General features: G+C 40.4%; 18 protein-coding genes. 3 read left to right on the top strand and 15 right to left on the bottom strand.

Annotated elements, in window-relative coordinates; all coding sequences use genetic code 11:
- Window positions 1–214: 214 nt before the first annotated feature.
- Together BM294_RS15920 and BM294_RS16455 are read left to right on the top strand one after the other, a co-directional pair.
- Window positions 215–361: a hypothetical protein gene (locus tag BM294_RS15920; protein ID WP_175494642.1), complete on the top strand. Its 147-nt coding sequence runs from the start codon at window positions 215–217 to the stop codon at window positions 359–361.
- Between the two features lie 9 nt (window positions 362–370).
- Window positions 371–496: a hypothetical protein gene (locus BM294_RS16455; RefSeq protein ID WP_255407195.1), complete on the top strand. Its 126-nt coding sequence runs from the start codon at window positions 371–373 to the stop codon at window positions 494–496.
- Between the two features lie 304 nt (window positions 497–800).
- On the opposite strand, the gene BM294_RS16515 is transcribed toward BM294_RS16455, so the two are convergent.
- The 5 genes from BM294_RS16515 to BM294_RS10695 form a co-directional block, all read right to left on the bottom strand.
- Window positions 801–1,811, bottom strand: coding sequence for a hypothetical protein (locus BM294_RS16515; RefSeq protein WP_091208031.1), 1,011 nt, complete (start codon window positions 1,809–1,811; stop codon window positions 801–803).
- Window positions 1,808–2,005 (bottom strand): hypothetical protein, encoded by a 198-nt coding sequence (locus tag BM294_RS10710; RefSeq protein WP_036611845.1) that lies wholly within the window; start codon window positions 2,003–2,005, stop codon window positions 1,808–1,810. Before BM294_RS10710 ends, BM294_RS16515 begins: the two co-directional genes overlap by 4 nt.
- Window positions 2,006–2,008: 3 nt before the next feature.
- On the bottom strand, window positions 2,009–3,010 hold the full coding sequence (locus BM294_RS10705) for a helix-turn-helix transcriptional regulator (protein ID WP_091208028.1): 1,002 nt from the start codon (window positions 3,008–3,010) through the stop codon (window positions 2,009–2,011).
- Window positions 3,011–3,027: 17 nt separating this feature from the next.
- Entirely contained in the window at window positions 3,028–3,564 is a 537-nt protein-coding gene (locus BM294_RS10700; protein WP_091208026.1) for a hypothetical protein, read from the bottom strand.
- 515 nt (window positions 3,565–4,079) lie between these two features.
- The gene (locus BM294_RS10695; RefSeq protein ID WP_091208023.1) at window positions 4,080–5,498 is read right to left on the bottom strand and encodes a radical SAM/SPASM domain-containing protein; all 1,419 of its coding nucleotides are present in this window, start codon (window positions 5,496–5,498) and stop codon (window positions 4,080–4,082) included.
- Window positions 5,499–5,754: 256 nt separating this feature from the next.
- On the opposite strand from BM294_RS10695, the gene BM294_RS10690 reads away from it, so the two are divergent.
- A complete protein-coding gene (locus BM294_RS10690; protein ID WP_091208021.1) occupies window positions 5,755–6,036 on the top strand; it encodes a hypothetical protein in 282 nt (93 codons plus the stop codon).
- Between the two features lie 99 nt (window positions 6,037–6,135).
- Here BM294_RS10690 and BM294_RS10685 read toward each other — a convergent pair whose 3' ends face one another.
- The 10 genes from BM294_RS10685 to BM294_RS10650 form a co-directional block, all read right to left on the bottom strand.
- Entirely contained in the window at window positions 6,136–7,725 is a 1,590-nt protein-coding gene (locus tag BM294_RS10685) for a xylulokinase (RefSeq protein WP_036612667.1), read from the bottom strand.
- Window positions 7,726–7,728: 3 nt separating this feature from the next.
- Window positions 7,729–8,364 carry a haloacid dehalogenase-like hydrolase gene (locus BM294_RS15725; protein WP_175494641.1) on the bottom strand — a complete coding sequence of 212 codons (636 nt, stop codon included), beginning with the start codon at window positions 8,362–8,364 and terminating at the stop codon, window positions 7,729–7,731.
- 238 nt (window positions 8,365–8,602) lie between these two features.
- The gene (locus BM294_RS15915) at window positions 8,603–8,755 is read right to left on the bottom strand and encodes a hypothetical protein (protein ID WP_175494640.1); all 153 of its coding nucleotides are present in this window, start codon (window positions 8,753–8,755) and stop codon (window positions 8,603–8,605) included.
- 240 nt (window positions 8,756–8,995) lie between these two features.
- Window positions 8,996–9,718 (bottom strand): PD-(D/E)XK nuclease domain-containing protein, encoded by a 723-nt coding sequence (locus BM294_RS10680; protein ID WP_091208018.1) that lies wholly within the window; start codon window positions 9,716–9,718, stop codon window positions 8,996–8,998.
- The gene (locus BM294_RS10675) at window positions 9,696–10,862 is read right to left on the bottom strand and encodes a P-loop NTPase family protein (RefSeq protein ID WP_091208017.1); all 1,167 of its coding nucleotides are present in this window, start codon (window positions 10,860–10,862) and stop codon (window positions 9,696–9,698) included. Before BM294_RS10675 ends, BM294_RS10680 begins: the two co-directional genes overlap by 23 nt.
- Before the next feature lie 287 nt (window positions 10,863–11,149).
- Window positions 11,150–11,428 (bottom strand): hypothetical protein, encoded by a 279-nt coding sequence (locus BM294_RS10670; RefSeq protein WP_091208014.1) that lies wholly within the window; start codon window positions 11,426–11,428, stop codon window positions 11,150–11,152.
- An 11-nt stretch (window positions 11,429–11,439) separates the two neighbouring features.
- Window positions 11,440–12,282, bottom strand: coding sequence for a TIGR02452 family protein (locus BM294_RS10665; protein ID WP_036612680.1), 843 nt, complete (start codon window positions 12,280–12,282; stop codon window positions 11,440–11,442).
- A gap of 109 nt (window positions 12,283–12,391) precedes the next feature.
- The gene (locus BM294_RS10660; protein ID WP_091208011.1) at window positions 12,392–14,131 is read right to left on the bottom strand and encodes an IS1096 element passenger TnpR family protein; all 1,740 of its coding nucleotides are present in this window, start codon (window positions 14,129–14,131) and stop codon (window positions 12,392–12,394) included.
- 124 nt (window positions 14,132–14,255) lie between these two features.
- On the bottom strand, window positions 14,256–14,582 hold the full coding sequence (locus BM294_RS10655; RefSeq protein WP_207648057.1) for a nucleoside triphosphate pyrophosphohydrolase: 327 nt from the start codon (window positions 14,580–14,582) through the stop codon (window positions 14,256–14,258).
- On the bottom strand, window positions 14,573–15,706 hold the full coding sequence (locus BM294_RS10650) for an HNH endonuclease domain-containing protein (protein ID WP_091208008.1): 1,134 nt from the start codon (window positions 15,704–15,706) through the stop codon (window positions 14,573–14,575). The genes BM294_RS10655 and BM294_RS10650 overlap by 10 nt, the downstream gene beginning before the upstream one ends.
- Window positions 15,707–15,768: the final 62 nt, after the last annotated feature.

Genomic DNA, 15,768 nt, shown 5'->3' with positions numbered 1-15,768 from the left:
CCATATACTACATCCAGATATGTACATTAAAAATGCCAGCACATTTGTTCTTTTACTTCGTTTTTTATTAAATCCAGGATTATAGAAGCTCATTTTTACTGATCACATCATTGGGATACTAATAAAACTCTTTAAACCTTACGATACTTGTTATGTAACCATAGAAACGGATGACTATGAGGTTTTGACATGAATACAGGAAGCTAATCATTTCATGAATCTCGAAAAACCTGATTTAGAGTACTATATTAAGCAGATCAAAAGCTATGAAGCTCAGGTCAAGGAAATTAAAATATCAGCCCGGAAGGAAGAAACATTAAAAGAAAAGCATCCTGACCGGATACTGGTACTTATAGGTTGAGTTGCCGGAATGCATTATCATTTCACAAAAGAAACTGACGAAGGGATGAAACTTCTTGAGTCTTTGGTTCCGGGAACGGAACTTAAGCTTAAGCGTGAGCCTGAAAACAAGCATGACCAATGGGCTATAGCATAAATACAAATGAGGGTATGCATCTCGGTTATGTGACCAGGTATAATAATGAAGCTATCGCAAGGCTTATTGGCAGTGGGTACGTATTCTCTGCGTATGTAGAAGATATTAGCACGGGCAAACAGCAGTATATGGTTAAGCTTATCCTGGACAAACTCTCCCGGAACAAAAAGAATAAATAGAATGAAACAGATACCTGACCATACCACAATAATAATTTGCTATGAATAGGAACGGTCGAGGAACTTGGTTTGTCCAAATTTCTCGTCCGTTCCATATTCATATTTGAGATATTTGTTTTATATGATCATCCTTCAGCCCAGTCTCCACCACTGCCTAAAGGCTGTTTACCCTGCGCCAGATAATCAAGATCCCTTAACATCTCCGCTGCAGAAAGATCATCGTAGCATAGCTCGGTGAAATTACCGGATATTGCCGGTGCTGTATCTGCATAGACAAAGGCTTTGTTAACTTTGTCATAGAATAGGTACTCCGGTATAAATGTCGTGGTTGCATCTACATTAGCACCGGTATCAATCCGTCCGGAACGCTCATAGCAGATATAGTCTCTTCCATGAGTTCCATAAGGCAGAAAATAATCACCATAAGAATCAGCTGCTATGAAGTAAACATTAACCCCATCACTTGATAATATCTTCAGGCCATATCCCGGATAATTAACCGTCATTTCTGGAATATTGTCATCATCCAGATAGAAAAGTTTGTAGCCGGTACCATTGGATTTAGAATGCTCCTGCATCACGATGTCCTTATACTTCTCGCATATAGTTGGTGTGATTCCACCTGACACATTCTGTTCAGTTCCTTTTGTCTGGACAACTCCATTCACAACCCACTGTCCGTAAGCATTGACCTGATATCCATCCGGAGTTGTCGTATTGGTAAGAGCCTTACCATCGTCTCCCAGATAATACCATTTATTATCGAAATCGACCCATCCTCCGGTAAATGGTGATGCTAAAAATATATCTGCACTTGGATCATCATATCCTAATGACAGCTGATCGTTATTAAGTGAATATGAAATATATTGGGTCATGCCATAATATGATCCATCATCAGCTTTTGTTAATGTCACAGATGAATAACCATCATCTACAGTATAACTTCCATCATTATTTTCCGTGACAGATATTGACTTTCTGGAATTACTTAAATCTCTATAGGGAGATTCCTCAGGCATTATTGTGTATGCATAATAGTAAGTCTGATCAGCAAAAGATGTCATAGAAATCAAAAGGGTAAAAAGTGTTATCAAATATAGATATCTTATACCATGTCGTTTTTCGTTTATCATAGTTGGTCTCCTTTACATATAATACCGTCAATAAACACTCCGGCTGACAACATTATCCAACCTGTAATACGTGTTTTTTCAATCTGTTCTTCCGTGGGAAACATCTCCAATGAGCCATTAATAATTAAGTACAGACCACATAAAGCAACTATTGTCACTATGACAAAAACAATTTTCAATACCATTTTTTTCATTCTTCAATTTATCTCCTTATAATTTTCAAGAAATGCCTTCCCGTAGTCCTTCAGCTCTTTAACAACATCCTCCGGTCCCACAACCTTAACTTTAGTTCCAAGGCCAAAGATCCAGGCAAAGAACTGTGGGCTCACATTCACTTCTACCGAGAACTCGCTGTGGGTATCATCAACAGGGCGGAATGATATATCATCTTTTCCGAATCGATCCAGAAAGACCCCACACATACTGTTATCAAGCTGTATGGTCACTCTTTTCTTAGGTCCGCCATACATGCTGAATGTTGATTTCGATAGTTTCGCCATATCGTATTCTTTGAATTCTTTCTTACCGACGCGGGCTTCATCTGTGATTGATATTCGCATCATCTTATCTATACGGTAGCTCTTTATCTTGCCATCCCACTCGTCGAATGCAACCATATAGTAGTTCTCATCCATCCAGGTAAGCGCCCATGGGCTTAATATAAACCAGTCTCCGTTTCGGCGGGGAACAAGTTTTTTATTGATATCCCATTTATAATACTTGAAGCGGATCTTCTTATTCTCATTGATGGCATTATAGACTTCATCAACATTGTAGAAAACACTTTCGTTCATGGACTTCACACGATTATCGATAAAAACCTGACGCTGGAGTGTGCTTCCCTGATATTCACTGACAAATGTCTTTAGCTTGCTGATCAGATCCCTGGATTTACTCTGAGTGATGAACTTTGAAGACTGTATGGCATCAACGAGAAGCTTTACCTCTGCAAGTTCAAACTCTCTGGAAGCTACATGATACAATGTGTCCCGTCCTGCCTGCTCCTTGATGATGTCTATCCCGAACTTCTCCATATCCGCAAAGTCCTGATATATGCTTTTACGTTCCGCTGTCACATCGTACTTTTCAAGTTCTTCCATGATCTGAGACATGGTAAGTGCATGATCATCATCAGTCTTTTCCAGCATTACCTTCATGAGATAGGTGAACTTAAACTTCTGGTTGGTGCCTCTGGACATCTTTTTATTCCCCCCTGTTAATGCACACTCGAAAATAGAATACACATAATCCATATCACAACAAAAGCTGTGCTTATTATCCAAAATTTTTTTGTGCCATGTATTCCCAATGGATCTTTTTGAACAAACTCTTCTGCAGAATCCACCCAAATCATTTTTTTAGCCTCAGATACAGATGCATCAAACAAAGTCTCGAAAAATGCGTCAATATCCTCTCTTAAAAGGTATTGTACACTTATCGTATCGTTTTCCCAGATGTATCTGACCCTTATCAAGGTTTTATCGCTTATGCTTTCAAATCTGACAGCGTATTTCTGTGGATGTGCAACATATAGTCCGCCTGTATTTTCTGTATTATCGGCAAATAGTATGTATAAGACCCCATCGTTAGTCTCCACTTCGTACTCTGAAAGCTTTCCCGTCACTTTCCTTCCTATCCTTGCCTGACACTCATTTATAGATAGAAGCGTTTCATAAACGTAGTCGAGCCTCCCGGCTCTTTCATCCTCTATTTTCATTTGAATATTCGGATTCAAATTGTAACCTGTAGGCATTAATTCCTCCAATCAACGTCATTATCTTCAAATCTATTCTAGCATATGATAAAAAGTTATACCGAAACTTATCAAAGTGTCTATTCATTAAAGGTATGTGCTGACATAAATGCTACTATTTTTACAAAAAGTTCACTGTTTCTTATAATTAAAATATTGAATTTTGCATTGTTTTCGCTTGAACTTCTTGGTACGTAGAGCGGCCTGCTAGATGTTCATTCATCGAAGTGGCAGTTGTAAGAGTCGGAGCGGCCTGCCGGATAGCTCAGCTATCTAAGTGGCAATTGTTAAAATAGGTGACTGTCACTGTGAACTTTTGTTCACAGTGACAGTCACCTATGGTTTCTCATAACTCTCGTCCTTTTGCTGTGCAAAACGACTACGTTATTCGTGTTCGGGCGGGCCATAAAGTCTCAAATCAACGTGCAAGCACGTGATTTGGTACTTTTGACCCTTACATCATATATTATGTGAGTGTCAAAAGTCGATATCGAAGCGTTTCGTGCTTTGCGCTCTCACGATTTTCCTGAGAGCAGACGCTCCTCAGCTTCCGTCAGTGGAAGCAGATTCTTCCATCCTTCCATGGCCTCACTGATCTTTTTGTAATACCCTTTTTCAAAGAACATACATTTATAATCGTCGGTACCAAGAGGACTGCCATTGAAAAGTAATCCCACGGCAGGACAGCCGCCCTGACAGTATTTGAAATACTTACAGCCGGCACATTTGGAATTGGCCTTTTGTTTATCCTTAACCGTGTAGGTTACCTGTTCATACAGCGCACCTTCAGAAAGCAGCTTAACCAGACCGTCATGCTTCACATTGCCAAGGTGGATGTTTCTTGAGGTGAGTATTCCGGCCATCGGGGCACATGGAATTATTTCACCGCTAGGCTGGACGGAAAGCTTTTTAAGCATGTCAGGGCATATCATTTCATATTCGCAGAAAGTGCTGCCGGATGCCTTAACAGGAACGATATGGTAGATTTTGTCACGTCCATTCAGAGCCAGAACCTGCCAAAGCCTTACAGGGATAGTCAGACCGCTTTCGCGGTATTGTTTTGCAAACTCTATGGAATAATCATAGTATTCCTCCGGTGTCATAGAAAAGTCTTCGGAGTTAAGAGCCCATCTGGGCACTTCTGTCGTCTTTATGATACGGAGATGGTCAACACCCATTTCCGAAAGCATTTTGACCGAATCAAAGAGCACATCACGATTCTTTCTGTTTACATTCATGTTGCTGACAACCTTAAGACCGGCAGCAACGCAGATCCGGATGGCATTCTTGGCACTCTCCTCACTTCCTTTGTGCTGACGCATCCAGTCATGGATTCCAATGCCGTCAAAGGAAATCGCAATCAAACAATCCGGGTGAAGCCTCTTGATGAAGGCTGCAAGCTCCTCGGTCATCAGCGAGCCATTGGTTACAACACATCCCAGCTTCATGCCAAGGTCATGAACCTCCTGAACAACATCGCGGAAATACGGATACATGGTCGGTTCTCCGCCTGTGAGCTCAACATGGGTAATTCCGCAGGCTTGTGCTTCCTTCAGAAGATGAAAGGCCTCTTCGCGGGAAAACTCATCTTTCAGTGTAGTATTGTCCGCTGCATGGAAACAATGCAGACAGTTGTAGTTACAGCGATCGGTGATTGTCCAATCGAGGACACAGTTCAGCTTATTTGGATATTCCTGAATCTGTCCTTCCGAAAGCTGAGCTTCGCCTTTTTCACATTTTCGGATCACACCCATGGCTTCCCATGCGCGCAGCGCATCACTATCGGCAAGGTCAGTCATGCCATCACAGCTTTTCAAAAGTTTATAATCCTTAGGCCTCAGTGGAAATGGTTTTTTCGCCTCTTCCGTGCCGCAACAGGCCCATCCGCTCGCCCACTTTTTTACTCTGATACCATTTTCCAGAATATAAAACATTCAGCACCTCCTAACACTGATTTTGCAGCACCTAACATAAGGGCTTTTTTCTTTAAAACACGAACAAACATTATTATTTTCTGCTAATAACATGATAAAGTTTATCAATGATGATTGCAATAGGCCTTAAGATCATATCAAATTGATTTAGCTAATCCCGTATGTTAAAATGAAGTTGCTTTTCGATGGGTTCTCTGTAAACCATCCTGCGTTAAGAAGCTCATTGCAGATCGTGATATAACAGGAGGAAAACCACATGAAAGACGCAAAGCAGTTTTTTTCTGAGTTTATGGACAATGACATATTACGCAACAAAATTTCCGAGGGGATGAGGCGTTTTATTGAAAGCGAGGGAATAGAACCCTGGCAGGCCGGTCAGAAAGCTGCATTCGAATTAGGCTATGATATTCCGGATGAGGTTGCAAAAACTATCGTTATCCGCATGCAGGGAATCAGTGATGATGACCTGAAGGAGTTATCGGAAGAAGAGGCAAAGGCAATAGCCAGCGGCGATCCTCATCTTCCCGCATGTTGCTGATACAGCTTTTATTATATTTTCTTACACTTTGAAACACTTTAAAAAGCCTCGACAATCGGACGTTGTCGAGGCTTTTTAGTTACTCCGGTATATTCATCTTCAAGAATTGATCAGCTTAAAGTTCTTTGCATTGGAACGATAAAGCCTCTTAAACACCCTGTAATTTTTTTCATAGATTTCCCTGTTGGAAACATTTGGTTTATAAACATGTCTGACTCTTACCAACCTTCGTGAAAGCTCAAGGACATCATCTCCCTTGATTCCGGCTGCAACAACAAGTGCTGTCCCAACAGCGCCAACCTCCTGAGTATTATCGACTGTTTCTATAGTTCTTTCTGTTATATCTGCCAACATTTGACAAGTGACGTCTGACAATGCACCGCCACCGACAAATCTTATGGGATCGGAAGTTTTTACCTTTCTTCCCTGGCATTCCAAAAGCCAGCGAAGATGAAAGCAGATTCCTTCAAGAACAGCCCTTATCATATCTCTTTTTCCATTATTAACCCTTATGTTGAAGAACATTCCGCCGGCATTGGAATCTTCAAAGGGGCATCTGTTTCCATGCAGCCATGGAGTGAATATCACACCATGGGATCCCGGCGGAACTTTACTGACTTCATCAGAGAGATAGTCATAAAGACTTATGTATCTGCCCTCAATATCAGTAATCTTGATCTTATCCAGATATATTCCAACCTCGTCAAGCGCAAGATGCTTTGCGCACCACTCAAAACACTTACCGGCAGTCTCCAGTTCCGCATAGTAACTGAAATAGCCCTTCTTTGCTGACAAAACACCGGTTATCATAGCATTCAGATCGACAGTTTGATGATCCATGTAGGTAGACACCCAGCCCGATGTGCCAACATATATATGTGTATCTCCCGGTCTTACGCATCCGGCACCTATATTAACGAAGGTCATATCTCCGCCCCCGCCAAATACAGGTGTTCCCTCTATAAGCCCCATATCATCTGCAGCTTTTTTTGTAAGTCCGCCGACCAAATCGGTACAGTCAATGATATCCGGCATGTGATCGGGATCTACTCCATACATTTTCAGAAGGCCCTTGTTCCACCCCTCTTTCCCCTTTCTGGTATCATAGAGAAAGGTGGCATATGCATCGTCCGCCGTACGCACAATCTTTCCGGTGGTACGAGCTACCAGATAGCCTCCTATATCAAGCCATTTATATATTTTTCTGTAAACTTCAGGTTCGTTATTTTCAACCCATTTATATTTCCAGACAGGATCTTTTGCACTTACACTGGCGCCATAGTTTACAATCAGATTTCGCAAAAGCTTATACAGACTACAGCCTGATACCTTGATTAGCCCTGTGCCCATACACTTTTTGTATTCCCCTGCTCCTTTTTGGTCAAGATAATTCATAGGACGTCTCAAGGCATTTCCATACCTATCAACAAGAACAGTGCCCTGCATCTGTGAGCAGAATGCAATTCCTTCAACTTCCGTTGGTTTAACATCTGATTTTTCAAACAGTTCTTTTGTGGTATTGCAAATAGCAGTCCACCATTCCTCTGTATCCTGCTCGGCACCTCCATCATCAGAAATATAAAGACCATATTCACCTACAGCACTAGCCACAAGCTTTATTCTGGTATCAATTTCAAACAGGCAACTTTTTACACTGCTGGTACCAAAGTCATAAATAATGCTATGCATGTATCAATCCTCTTTCAGATGTATACTCCAACCTGTGTTTATCTTATCTTTTACCATTTTCATTGTTTCATCATCGAGTTCCGGCCAATCCACTACCGTAGTTGCATTGTCCTTTACCAGATAAGCCTTTTCAGCACATAACGCAAGTGGTGTATCCGCAAGTGAATCAGAGTAAAAATTATCAATTACGGGAAAACCGTGGTCAATTATATACTTTGCCTTTTCTTTGGCATACATCAGATTATTCGTAAATATGCCGAATTCACGATCATATTCCGTTGCCATGTAGTTCACACCAAGTCTCTTAGCTATCGGTCCGATGATACAGTCCGGCGAGGCGCTGATTATAAGATCGTCCGACTTTTTCTGTGCCAGATACCACTCAGAAATCCTGCTTTCGTATTTGTCCCAATAAAGCTCAATCTGTGTATCAAAGTCATCGATCATGGTCAGATAACTGAACATTTTTCGCTGAAGCCGGTAATTCGAAAGTATCCCCATTTTATGTAGTATCAGAGTCTTTATTACTCCCGGCAGATAAGTAAGCCACAGCTTCGGGTGCCGCTTCATGCACCACAGGGCAAAACCTATCGAGCAATCCGAATAAAAAATTGTCCCGTCAAAATCATACACATTCATATGCTTTCCTCTTATTGGTGCCAAAAGAGTTGAGAAATCTCATAGTTCTCCCATTTGAATAATGTTTATGTGTTTGATTATACCATGTTTACGTTTAAAAAGGCTCCCGGGCGCTCTGATTTGTTATTTAATACGATGTTTCCCATTTGTAAAAATCTTACCTGCATCATATTGTTTTCTGCCAAATAACATGACTGCCATCGATAATACTCATAACATCAAGGGTTTCCTTAGAGTATCAAAAGTCTCCAACCTTGTATAGTGAACGGACATTTCCAGTTGCAGCACCTTTAAGTGATGCCAGGCTCTCCGGATATCTTTCATCCTTAGATAATGCAGCAATCGCATTACTTACTCTCTTTAATAAATCATATTTTGACTTAATCCTCATGGCTCAGGTCTCAAAATAGGTGCCTGTCACTGTGAACTTTATGTTCGAGATTTTCGAACAAAAGAAAAAGCACCAGCCACAAGTGCAGCGCACTCATGAGCTGATGCTCAGTATTACGACTATATTTCATCCATCTCAGCCAGACAGCTAACTATTATTTTTTGCATTTAAAAACATCCATACTGGCTATTTGTGCAATTCCCTTGGCCAAAAAAGATGCCGAGGAATGTTTATCGGTTTCTATAGCATCACAAACACCTTCACGTTTTTACTCATGTCAGTTTTCTCATAGGTATCCCTAAATACATCGATATTGTCTATTATTCTGGCTTTATCATATATTAAAAGGAAAATGTTTTTATTATCATAGTGAACAATGTCAGATGCTACTTCCTCTGAAAGCTTTTTAGCGGAAAGGCTATCTCTTGTACATTTTAACTCTATCGCAATGTCAAACTCATCAATACATATGTCTTTTCTAACAGCACACGCTCCTGCATCCTGATACTCTTCTATTCTGGCAAGCGGAAACACTGCTCTTAGCAGAGCATATACTATATGTTGCAGATCATATTCATTACCAATATCAAAACACTTTTGCATACTCAAAATACTGTCAGTACATTTAGTATGTGGCTGTCGCTTAAACATATCCTGCAGATAAAGCTGCACATTTCCTAATACTCTCTCAACGATGCAACATGCTTCTTTCTCGCTGACGTGATTAAATTGGGGTTCACTCTTAAGTATGCTGATAGCTCTTCTTTTGGATTCCTGTAATAGTTCCTTCTGGCCAATTACAGAAAATCTATTATTTGATATCGGTATAAGCTGCTCTAAGCCATCTGCGATTTCTTTGGAGCCCTCTGATTTCAATTCATCTATGATATCTAAAATTGCTCTTTCTAACGCTTTAGTGTCTTCTATAGCCTGAATAAACTCAATACTCTGTTCCCTGTTCATTGCGCCCCCAACGTAAATAGAATAAGAATAATGCTTCTATAACATACAGTACGTTATCTCTCCACTCAAGAACCTCAAAAGTTCTGTTTTTATCGTTTAGGACTTCCTGTATGTTGCCCAGATATTCTTTTAATGATTTAGGTGTAACCTTATCATCTTCAACAATTGTTTTATTGATTCTCGTCAACAGGTCATCGAATCCAATCTCCTCTATTGGCGGATCCTGAGCAATAGCTTCAAGTATAAGCGAATATAAATCCAACTCTCCCTTGCTTGTACAATATTTTTTTCGTTCTCTACCACGTTTTGTCTTTCCATTACTGATAACGGCAGTGACATTTTTAAAGTCCAGGTTCAGAGTTGAAAACTTATAAGCTTTTTTTATAATCTCTTCGCTAACATCAACTGCATTACCAGAATCTGCCTTTATAAGCACACACAGATTCAGACATAACAATTGCATCAATTGAGGTGATGCAAGGCTCTCGCCGACTAAGCTTTCAATATACTTATCATCAACATATATTCCAAGCTGCTCAAATCCTTTTCTTGGAATCTGTCTCAGTTCATCCTTAGACCAGGGCTTAATATCGATTATACTTATACGTCCCTGCAGATCAGGATTGGTTCTGATTGCATCGTCACATCTGTGAGGAAGCGAAGATATTATTACCTTTAGTCCTTTCCTGATAGCATCTTTCAGCTGTTGCGATAAAAATCGCTGTATTTCTTCGCTTGCGTAATGAAAATCATCAATAAGCAGCACAAGTTCATGCTCCTGATAATAAGCTATAACATTTTCTCGTGTTACAATGTACTCCTCAGATATAGAATTATCAGTATTTCCTGTAGTAACCATTCCCGATAAAGGCATCCCTGCCTTTGCACCGATTGTCTTCCATACATTTTCTTTATTCAAAAAGTCTGAACCCAATACTTCTACAAGGTTGTCGATTCCCACAACTCTTTCACACAGTACCGTTTTTCCTATTTTGGATGGACCGGAAATAAGTGTTATATACCCAGACATATTTAACGCCTGCTCAAGTCTCTCCTCATAAGTAAAACCTAGCGCAGCTTCTCTGGAAATATAAGTAGTCACAGGTAATGCCCCCGGCTTAAATATTTCAGCTGATTTGTTCATGAAAGTGATACCTCCTGTCAATGGTATTATATCACTTTTTAAAGGCTTTTAATGACTTTATTGTATATTTAATGGTTTTTAATGTATTTTAATGGTTTTTAAAGGTTTTAATGCATTTTTATATGTTTTTAATGTAAGATAATGGTGAGATACGATTATGTGAGAAAATATTAAAAAATAGTTCAAAGTAAAGGAATTAAGTGAAGAATCAGTTTTGTGTACCTCTAAAGTGCTCTCAACCATAACAAGCATCTTTCCTGCCAATTTGCCATTCTCTTTAACCTGCGCTATAAGTTGTTTGCCTCATATTCTAATACCTTGCTACTCAGAATTGTTTCTGGTTCCAATAGTCTTATCTCTATTGCATAGCAATTTCGCCCATAGCTTAACACTCCCTCTTCTCTGTATTCGCTTCTCACAAGCCCGATACCAAAGACCGTCCTGCTATCATTTTCATGTGGGACATCCTCAACAAATCTGTAATCCATATAATCTCCAGAGACGTGATCACAAATCTGTATCCTTGCTGTTCTATCTATCATTTGCCTTAAATCGCCAAATTTCATTATCCCTATTCCTATCTGTTAGCTAATAACCTATTAAACACGTCATAATTTCGGCTATCTCTTGGACTGCAATATACGGCGAACTCTATATTTTTGAACAGGTGTAGGAAGTCGCCTATCACATTTGATGCAGCTTTGGCAACAATATCTGGTTTATTCTGAAATGCTCCACATCCAAATGCCCCCAATATAACTACTTCATCATCATTATCCACAGCAACATCCAGTATTCTCTTGAGCCTCTTTTCATGAAGTTCAAGCAGCTCTCTATCTGATATTTTTGCCTTTCTATTTCCATCGTTCTTGTTATATGGATTACTTGGATTGTCCCGTAGATTAGGAGCAGCACAGGTAATAACGTCAACTTCATACCACTGCGTTTCTGGCATGACAACAGGAGCTGCTGTGTCTGTTTTAAACACTACAACTCCCGGAGTATATATAATGTCATCATTGTGAATTGGATCAGCTGCATTCCTGTGAGGAGCATAAAATCCATTCCACATCTCCTTGACATTAAGCATGCTGTACAAAGTCGAGCATCTGCACAGACATTCTTCCTGGGCTGTAGATCCCTTAACCACTCCACCGCCCGGATTTGTTGCTGACGCAAAATTATGAACAGCAACTTTCATACCTTTGTATGCACTTGCAGCCTCAAATGTCTTTTTCTTTGAGACTACTATCTTAGCTGATTCATCATACTTATCTTTCTCAGTTGCAAATAATGAATCTCCCTCCAGAATAAGCTTCTGATTCTCAGATGCCTGTTTTATAGACTCCCTTAGCCGAACGTTCTCTCTGCACATCTTTTCTGTATCTTGGAATATTGCTACATTTTCATCTCGTCCCATTTCTTCGCCTTCCTATCCTGTGGATTAAGTATTATCATGTATATCAGTCCTAATGTGTTTTCTTCTGACTATACAATACACAACGAGGTGTCCGTTAAAAATACCAACCTTATAAAAGTGTCTCTGGCTTGTTCATCCGGCCGGTCCAGCCCATCCATTTAGCCCACTCTCTCATGTCTTCCTTCTCCTCCGGATCGTTACCGTGAATGGTACGAAGGAGATCAACATAGCCGTGAATGCCTCCCACATCATCCATAAGGGACAGTCCATCCAGGCTCAGGCATACGGGTCTTCTCTTATAATTCACCGTTGCAATCTTAAGCGCCAATGATTTGCTGACCTTTAAGTTATTCCTGTCAAATGCTGTCTGCTCCGACAAATATCTGTCCTTCTTTAGATTTAACCGTACACCCTCCTGTACTTCAGTAAAGCTTTCAGACTTATCTTCACGGATTGTGTAGTAACACTCCTTCAAACGAATCTTTACTTCCCAGCCATCACCGTAATCATAGGCATAGATCAGCTCATCCGTAACAGGAAGAACCGGAAGGTCCTTCTCTTCGTTCTCCTGGCGTTTCTGCAGAAACGCTATCTTATCGTTAATGTCTCGGTCCTCTTTGATTCCCTCCGGAATCATCAGCTCGATCAAAGGAATTCTCTCCAAAAGTTCATCCATGCCCCCTTCAAATCCGTAGGATAATTCCTGAATCGTTGCCTCCTCAATCGGAATCATCTTGGCCGGCATCTTATCCGGATCCTTTCCGGATTCCTTCAGCTTACTCCACTCAGCAAAAGAAAGCTGCTGACGAATCATGGGATTCTTCTTCAAAACGCTCTGTGCCGCAGGATTTGCAAAATGGAAATGCTCCCACTTCCCCTTGTATTTGTACGGACCGGTATATTTCTTAGAAAACCAAGTCTTGATGCTCTGTCCTTCCTTATAATCATCATCCCAATACAGATCCTCAAAATCATCGCAAGGGAAACGGAAATACAGACCGCAAAGCTTCATCCAATTCGTATACAGCCCATCATATTCCACATAATCATGCTGATCTACTTTGTTCTTACCACCGGTAAGTTTCTGGAACACTTCCTTCGGCAGGCGGAAATGATGCAGGTGGCTGTTCTGCCATCCAAATGCACGTAAGATTGCATAGTTTAAGGCATGAAGCGTAATATCTGCCGGAACAAGAATTTCTCTCGTGATTCCTTTTTCCACCTTGCCATACTGTTTCAATACCTCCATGTCTTCCTTTCGAAGACTATCAATATCAAGGATAAGCTCCAGCTTCAAAACCTCGGGGTGCTTTCTCATATGAGAACCGTAAAGCTCTTCCGTTGTAAGTTCTGAACCATTAACACTCTTGCTTTCTTCTTCCTCAAGTTTTTTATCATAAGCCTTACTGGCTGTGTTCAGTTCATTTTTGGAAACCTCATTCCATTCAAAAGGCTTTTTCTCTCCCATCTCCTTTATCTCCTTTTTCATATTATCTTCCGACACCTGCGACTGGGCCGCTCGCTGCATACGCCTTCTATAATCATCGCTCTTTACCGCATCCGCCGATCGGTCATCTCCGCCATATCCCTTGTCCGTTCTGGTATACGGGAGATACGCCTGCACTGTCTTCTCCGAAACGAAAAGTTCCTCTGCAATCTGCGGAACCGTCTTGCCCCGGGCATATAAGGCAACCACCTTCTCAGAAGTCGGACTGCTCCACAGGCCTTCCGTGATCAGGATGCGCTGTGCTCGCACTAAAGTTGTTCCAACATTTTGAGACGTTTTCTTCACTGATCCGGTTCTATAAAAATCATCTATAACCTGTTGGTAAATTTCATCATTTCCCATACATATGCCTCCTTCGAAGCTTATGAGAACAGAATAATTCGCTACGTATCTGGTGTCAACCTAGTATTTGAATTGAAATGCCTACACGGGGATAGTGTTGAACTATGTCAACCACGCTTCGCTCTCATTTATCTCCTTCACGTACATTTTCGAGAAAAATCTTCTTCTCAAATGTTCCTCGTTTTTCTGCTTTCTCCGCACGGCATGCTTCTAATTCTTCAAGACTGAATCCTCTAGCCTTGGTTACAGCATAAAGCACCTCCAGAATATCTGCTAGTTCCTCCAAATTTTTATCTTTATGGTATTCGGCAAGCTCTTCGTCAAGCTTTGCATCAACCATCGACAGATATTCATCGTTATCAAGAATACGTACACTACACTCTTTATTATCTTCTTTTATAATCTCCGGAATCTTGTCTCTGACAAGCTTGTTATAAGTGATCACTGACATAGCGCCTCCTCATATCTCCATTCCTTAAAACCACTATTTTTCGCATCGTCATATATCGGACGGATAATATTGTGTAAACGTTCTGAAAAAGCTGATTCAGCAAGGTCATTACCATACAACGATTTCCTGATTTCATCATTGTTCAGATGGTACCTTGAAACTTTTGCAAAAGCCTCAGATACTTTAGCATTTTCTTTTGACATAGAATATGACAGATACTCAATCCTACAAAGCGGTTCAAAATACAAATCCCACTCCGGGAGTCCATTACTTTTACTACTGTTTATAGACTTAGTGGTAGGATGCAGATTCCATAGTTCATCATGAGCCACATACTGCCATGGAACAAAATGGTCTACCGATATGATCTCTCCTACCATATTCTTGTGCCCGTAAATATCCTGTATATCGGGCCGTATATCTATGATAAGCTTCCAGTATTTGCGTACTCGTTCGATATCTCTCGCCTCAGGTGCACTGAGTTTATCTGCGATTCCCGGAACACTAGGGTTGCGCCGTTGCAGATAATGTATCAGATTCAACTGCAACCACCCACAAAGAATTTCCTTATTGCGCAATAAGTAAGAAACCCAGTCTTCATTAACACAAATAGTAGTATCTAACTGACAGAACGCCTCATAATAATAGATGAGTCTTCTCTGCTGATTAATTTTTTGAGACAACTGATCAGGTCTGCTCCACTCGCGCTTATCTATTTTGATTTCATCAAAGAATGGCACTTGTATCCTGTAAGGAACATTTTTGATCAGTTCCTTCTTGTACCTTATGAGCTTTTTATCATCTGTATTTTCAAGCCATTCTATTATTTTGTCTCGCTTCTCTGATGCCGGAAAGATATTCTTTTCTCCGATATACTTCACGGCCTCTTCTAGATTATCCGTTACTCCTGACGGTCCAAGACGTAGCCTGTACTCTGTTACCATATACCAGGCATCTGCAATCATTTCATTAATCAGTTCATTATAGGTAAACGATATCTTATTCTCTGAAAGTTTTTCAAGGATAGCTTGAAACCAGAAAAATTTATAGCAATTGCTCGTATCATCAAAGAGCCTGCTCAGGTAACCAATATTAAGGTTTTCATCATATGGCAACCGACCCATATTCGTCTCCTTTGCTTTTTTATAATCATTTTTATTATAGTCTTCATCACGAATAATATAAA

Source organism: Oribacterium sp. WCC10 (assembly GCF_900113415.1).
Classification (GTDB): domain Bacteria; phylum Bacillota; class Clostridia; order Lachnospirales; family Lachnospiraceae; genus Oribacterium.
The sequence above is the reverse complement of the archived record's forward strand: the minus strand, read 5'-3'. Positions and strand labels throughout refer to the sequence as shown.

What these genes read in the sequence shown, in the direction of transcription:
- BM294_RS15920 (WP_175494642.1), top strand. Translation starts at nt 215, where the DNA reads ATGAATCTCGAAAAACCTGATTTAGAGTACTATATTAAGCAGATCAAA.
- BM294_RS16455 (WP_255407195.1), top strand. Translation starts at nt 371, where the DNA reads ATGCATTATCATTTCACAAAAGAAACTGACGAAGGGATGAAACTTCTT.
- BM294_RS16515 (WP_091208031.1), bottom strand. Translation starts at nt 1,811, where the DNA reads ATGATAAACGAAAAACGACATGGTATAAGATATCTATATTTGATAACA.
- BM294_RS10710 (WP_036611845.1), bottom strand. Translation starts at nt 2,005, where the DNA reads ATGAAAAAAATGGTATTGAAAATTGTTTTTGTCATAGTGACAATAGTT.
- BM294_RS10705 (WP_091208028.1), bottom strand. Translation starts at nt 3,010, where the DNA reads ATGTCCAGAGGCACCAACCAGAAGTTTAAGTTCACCTATCTCATGAAG.
- BM294_RS10700 (WP_091208026.1), bottom strand. Translation starts at nt 3,564, where the DNA reads ATGCCTACAGGTTACAATTTGAATCCGAATATTCAAATGAAAATAGAG.
- BM294_RS10695 (WP_091208023.1), bottom strand. Translation starts at nt 5,498, where the DNA reads ATGTTTTATATTCTGGAAAATGGTATCAGAGTAAAAAAGTGGGCGAGC.
- BM294_RS10690 (WP_091208021.1), top strand. Translation starts at nt 5,755, where the DNA reads ATGAAAGACGCAAAGCAGTTTTTTTCTGAGTTTATGGACAATGACATA.
- BM294_RS10685 (WP_036612667.1), bottom strand. Translation starts at nt 7,725, where the DNA reads ATGCATAGCATTATTTATGACTTTGGTACCAGCAGTGTAAAAAGTTGC.
- BM294_RS15725 (WP_175494641.1), bottom strand. Translation starts at nt 8,364, where the DNA reads ATGAATGTGTATGATTTTGACGGGACAATTTTTTATTCGGATTGCTCG.
- BM294_RS15915 (WP_175494640.1), bottom strand. Translation starts at nt 8,755, where the DNA reads ATGAGGATTAAGTCAAAATATGATTTATTAAAGAGAGTAAGTAATGCG.
- BM294_RS10680 (WP_091208018.1), bottom strand. Translation starts at nt 9,718, where the DNA reads ATGAACAGGGAACAGAGTATTGAGTTTATTCAGGCTATAGAAGACACT.
- BM294_RS10675 (WP_091208017.1), bottom strand. Translation starts at nt 10,862, where the DNA reads ATGAACAAATCAGCTGAAATATTTAAGCCGGGGGCATTACCTGTGACT.
- BM294_RS10670 (WP_091208014.1), bottom strand. Translation starts at nt 11,428, where the DNA reads ATGAAATTTGGCGATTTAAGGCAAATGATAGATAGAACAGCAAGGATA.
- BM294_RS10665 (WP_036612680.1), bottom strand. Translation starts at nt 12,282, where the DNA reads ATGGGACGAGATGAAAATGTAGCAATATTCCAAGATACAGAAAAGATG.
- BM294_RS10660 (WP_091208011.1), bottom strand. Translation starts at nt 14,131, where the DNA reads ATGGGAAATGATGAAATTTACCAACAGGTTATAGATGATTTTTATAGA.
- BM294_RS10655 (WP_207648057.1), bottom strand. Translation starts at nt 14,582, where the DNA reads ATGTCAGTGATCACTTATAACAAGCTTGTCAGAGACAAGATTCCGGAG.
- BM294_RS10650 (WP_091208008.1), bottom strand. Translation starts at nt 15,706, where the DNA reads ATGGGTCGGTTGCCATATGATGAAAACCTTAATATTGGTTACCTGAGC.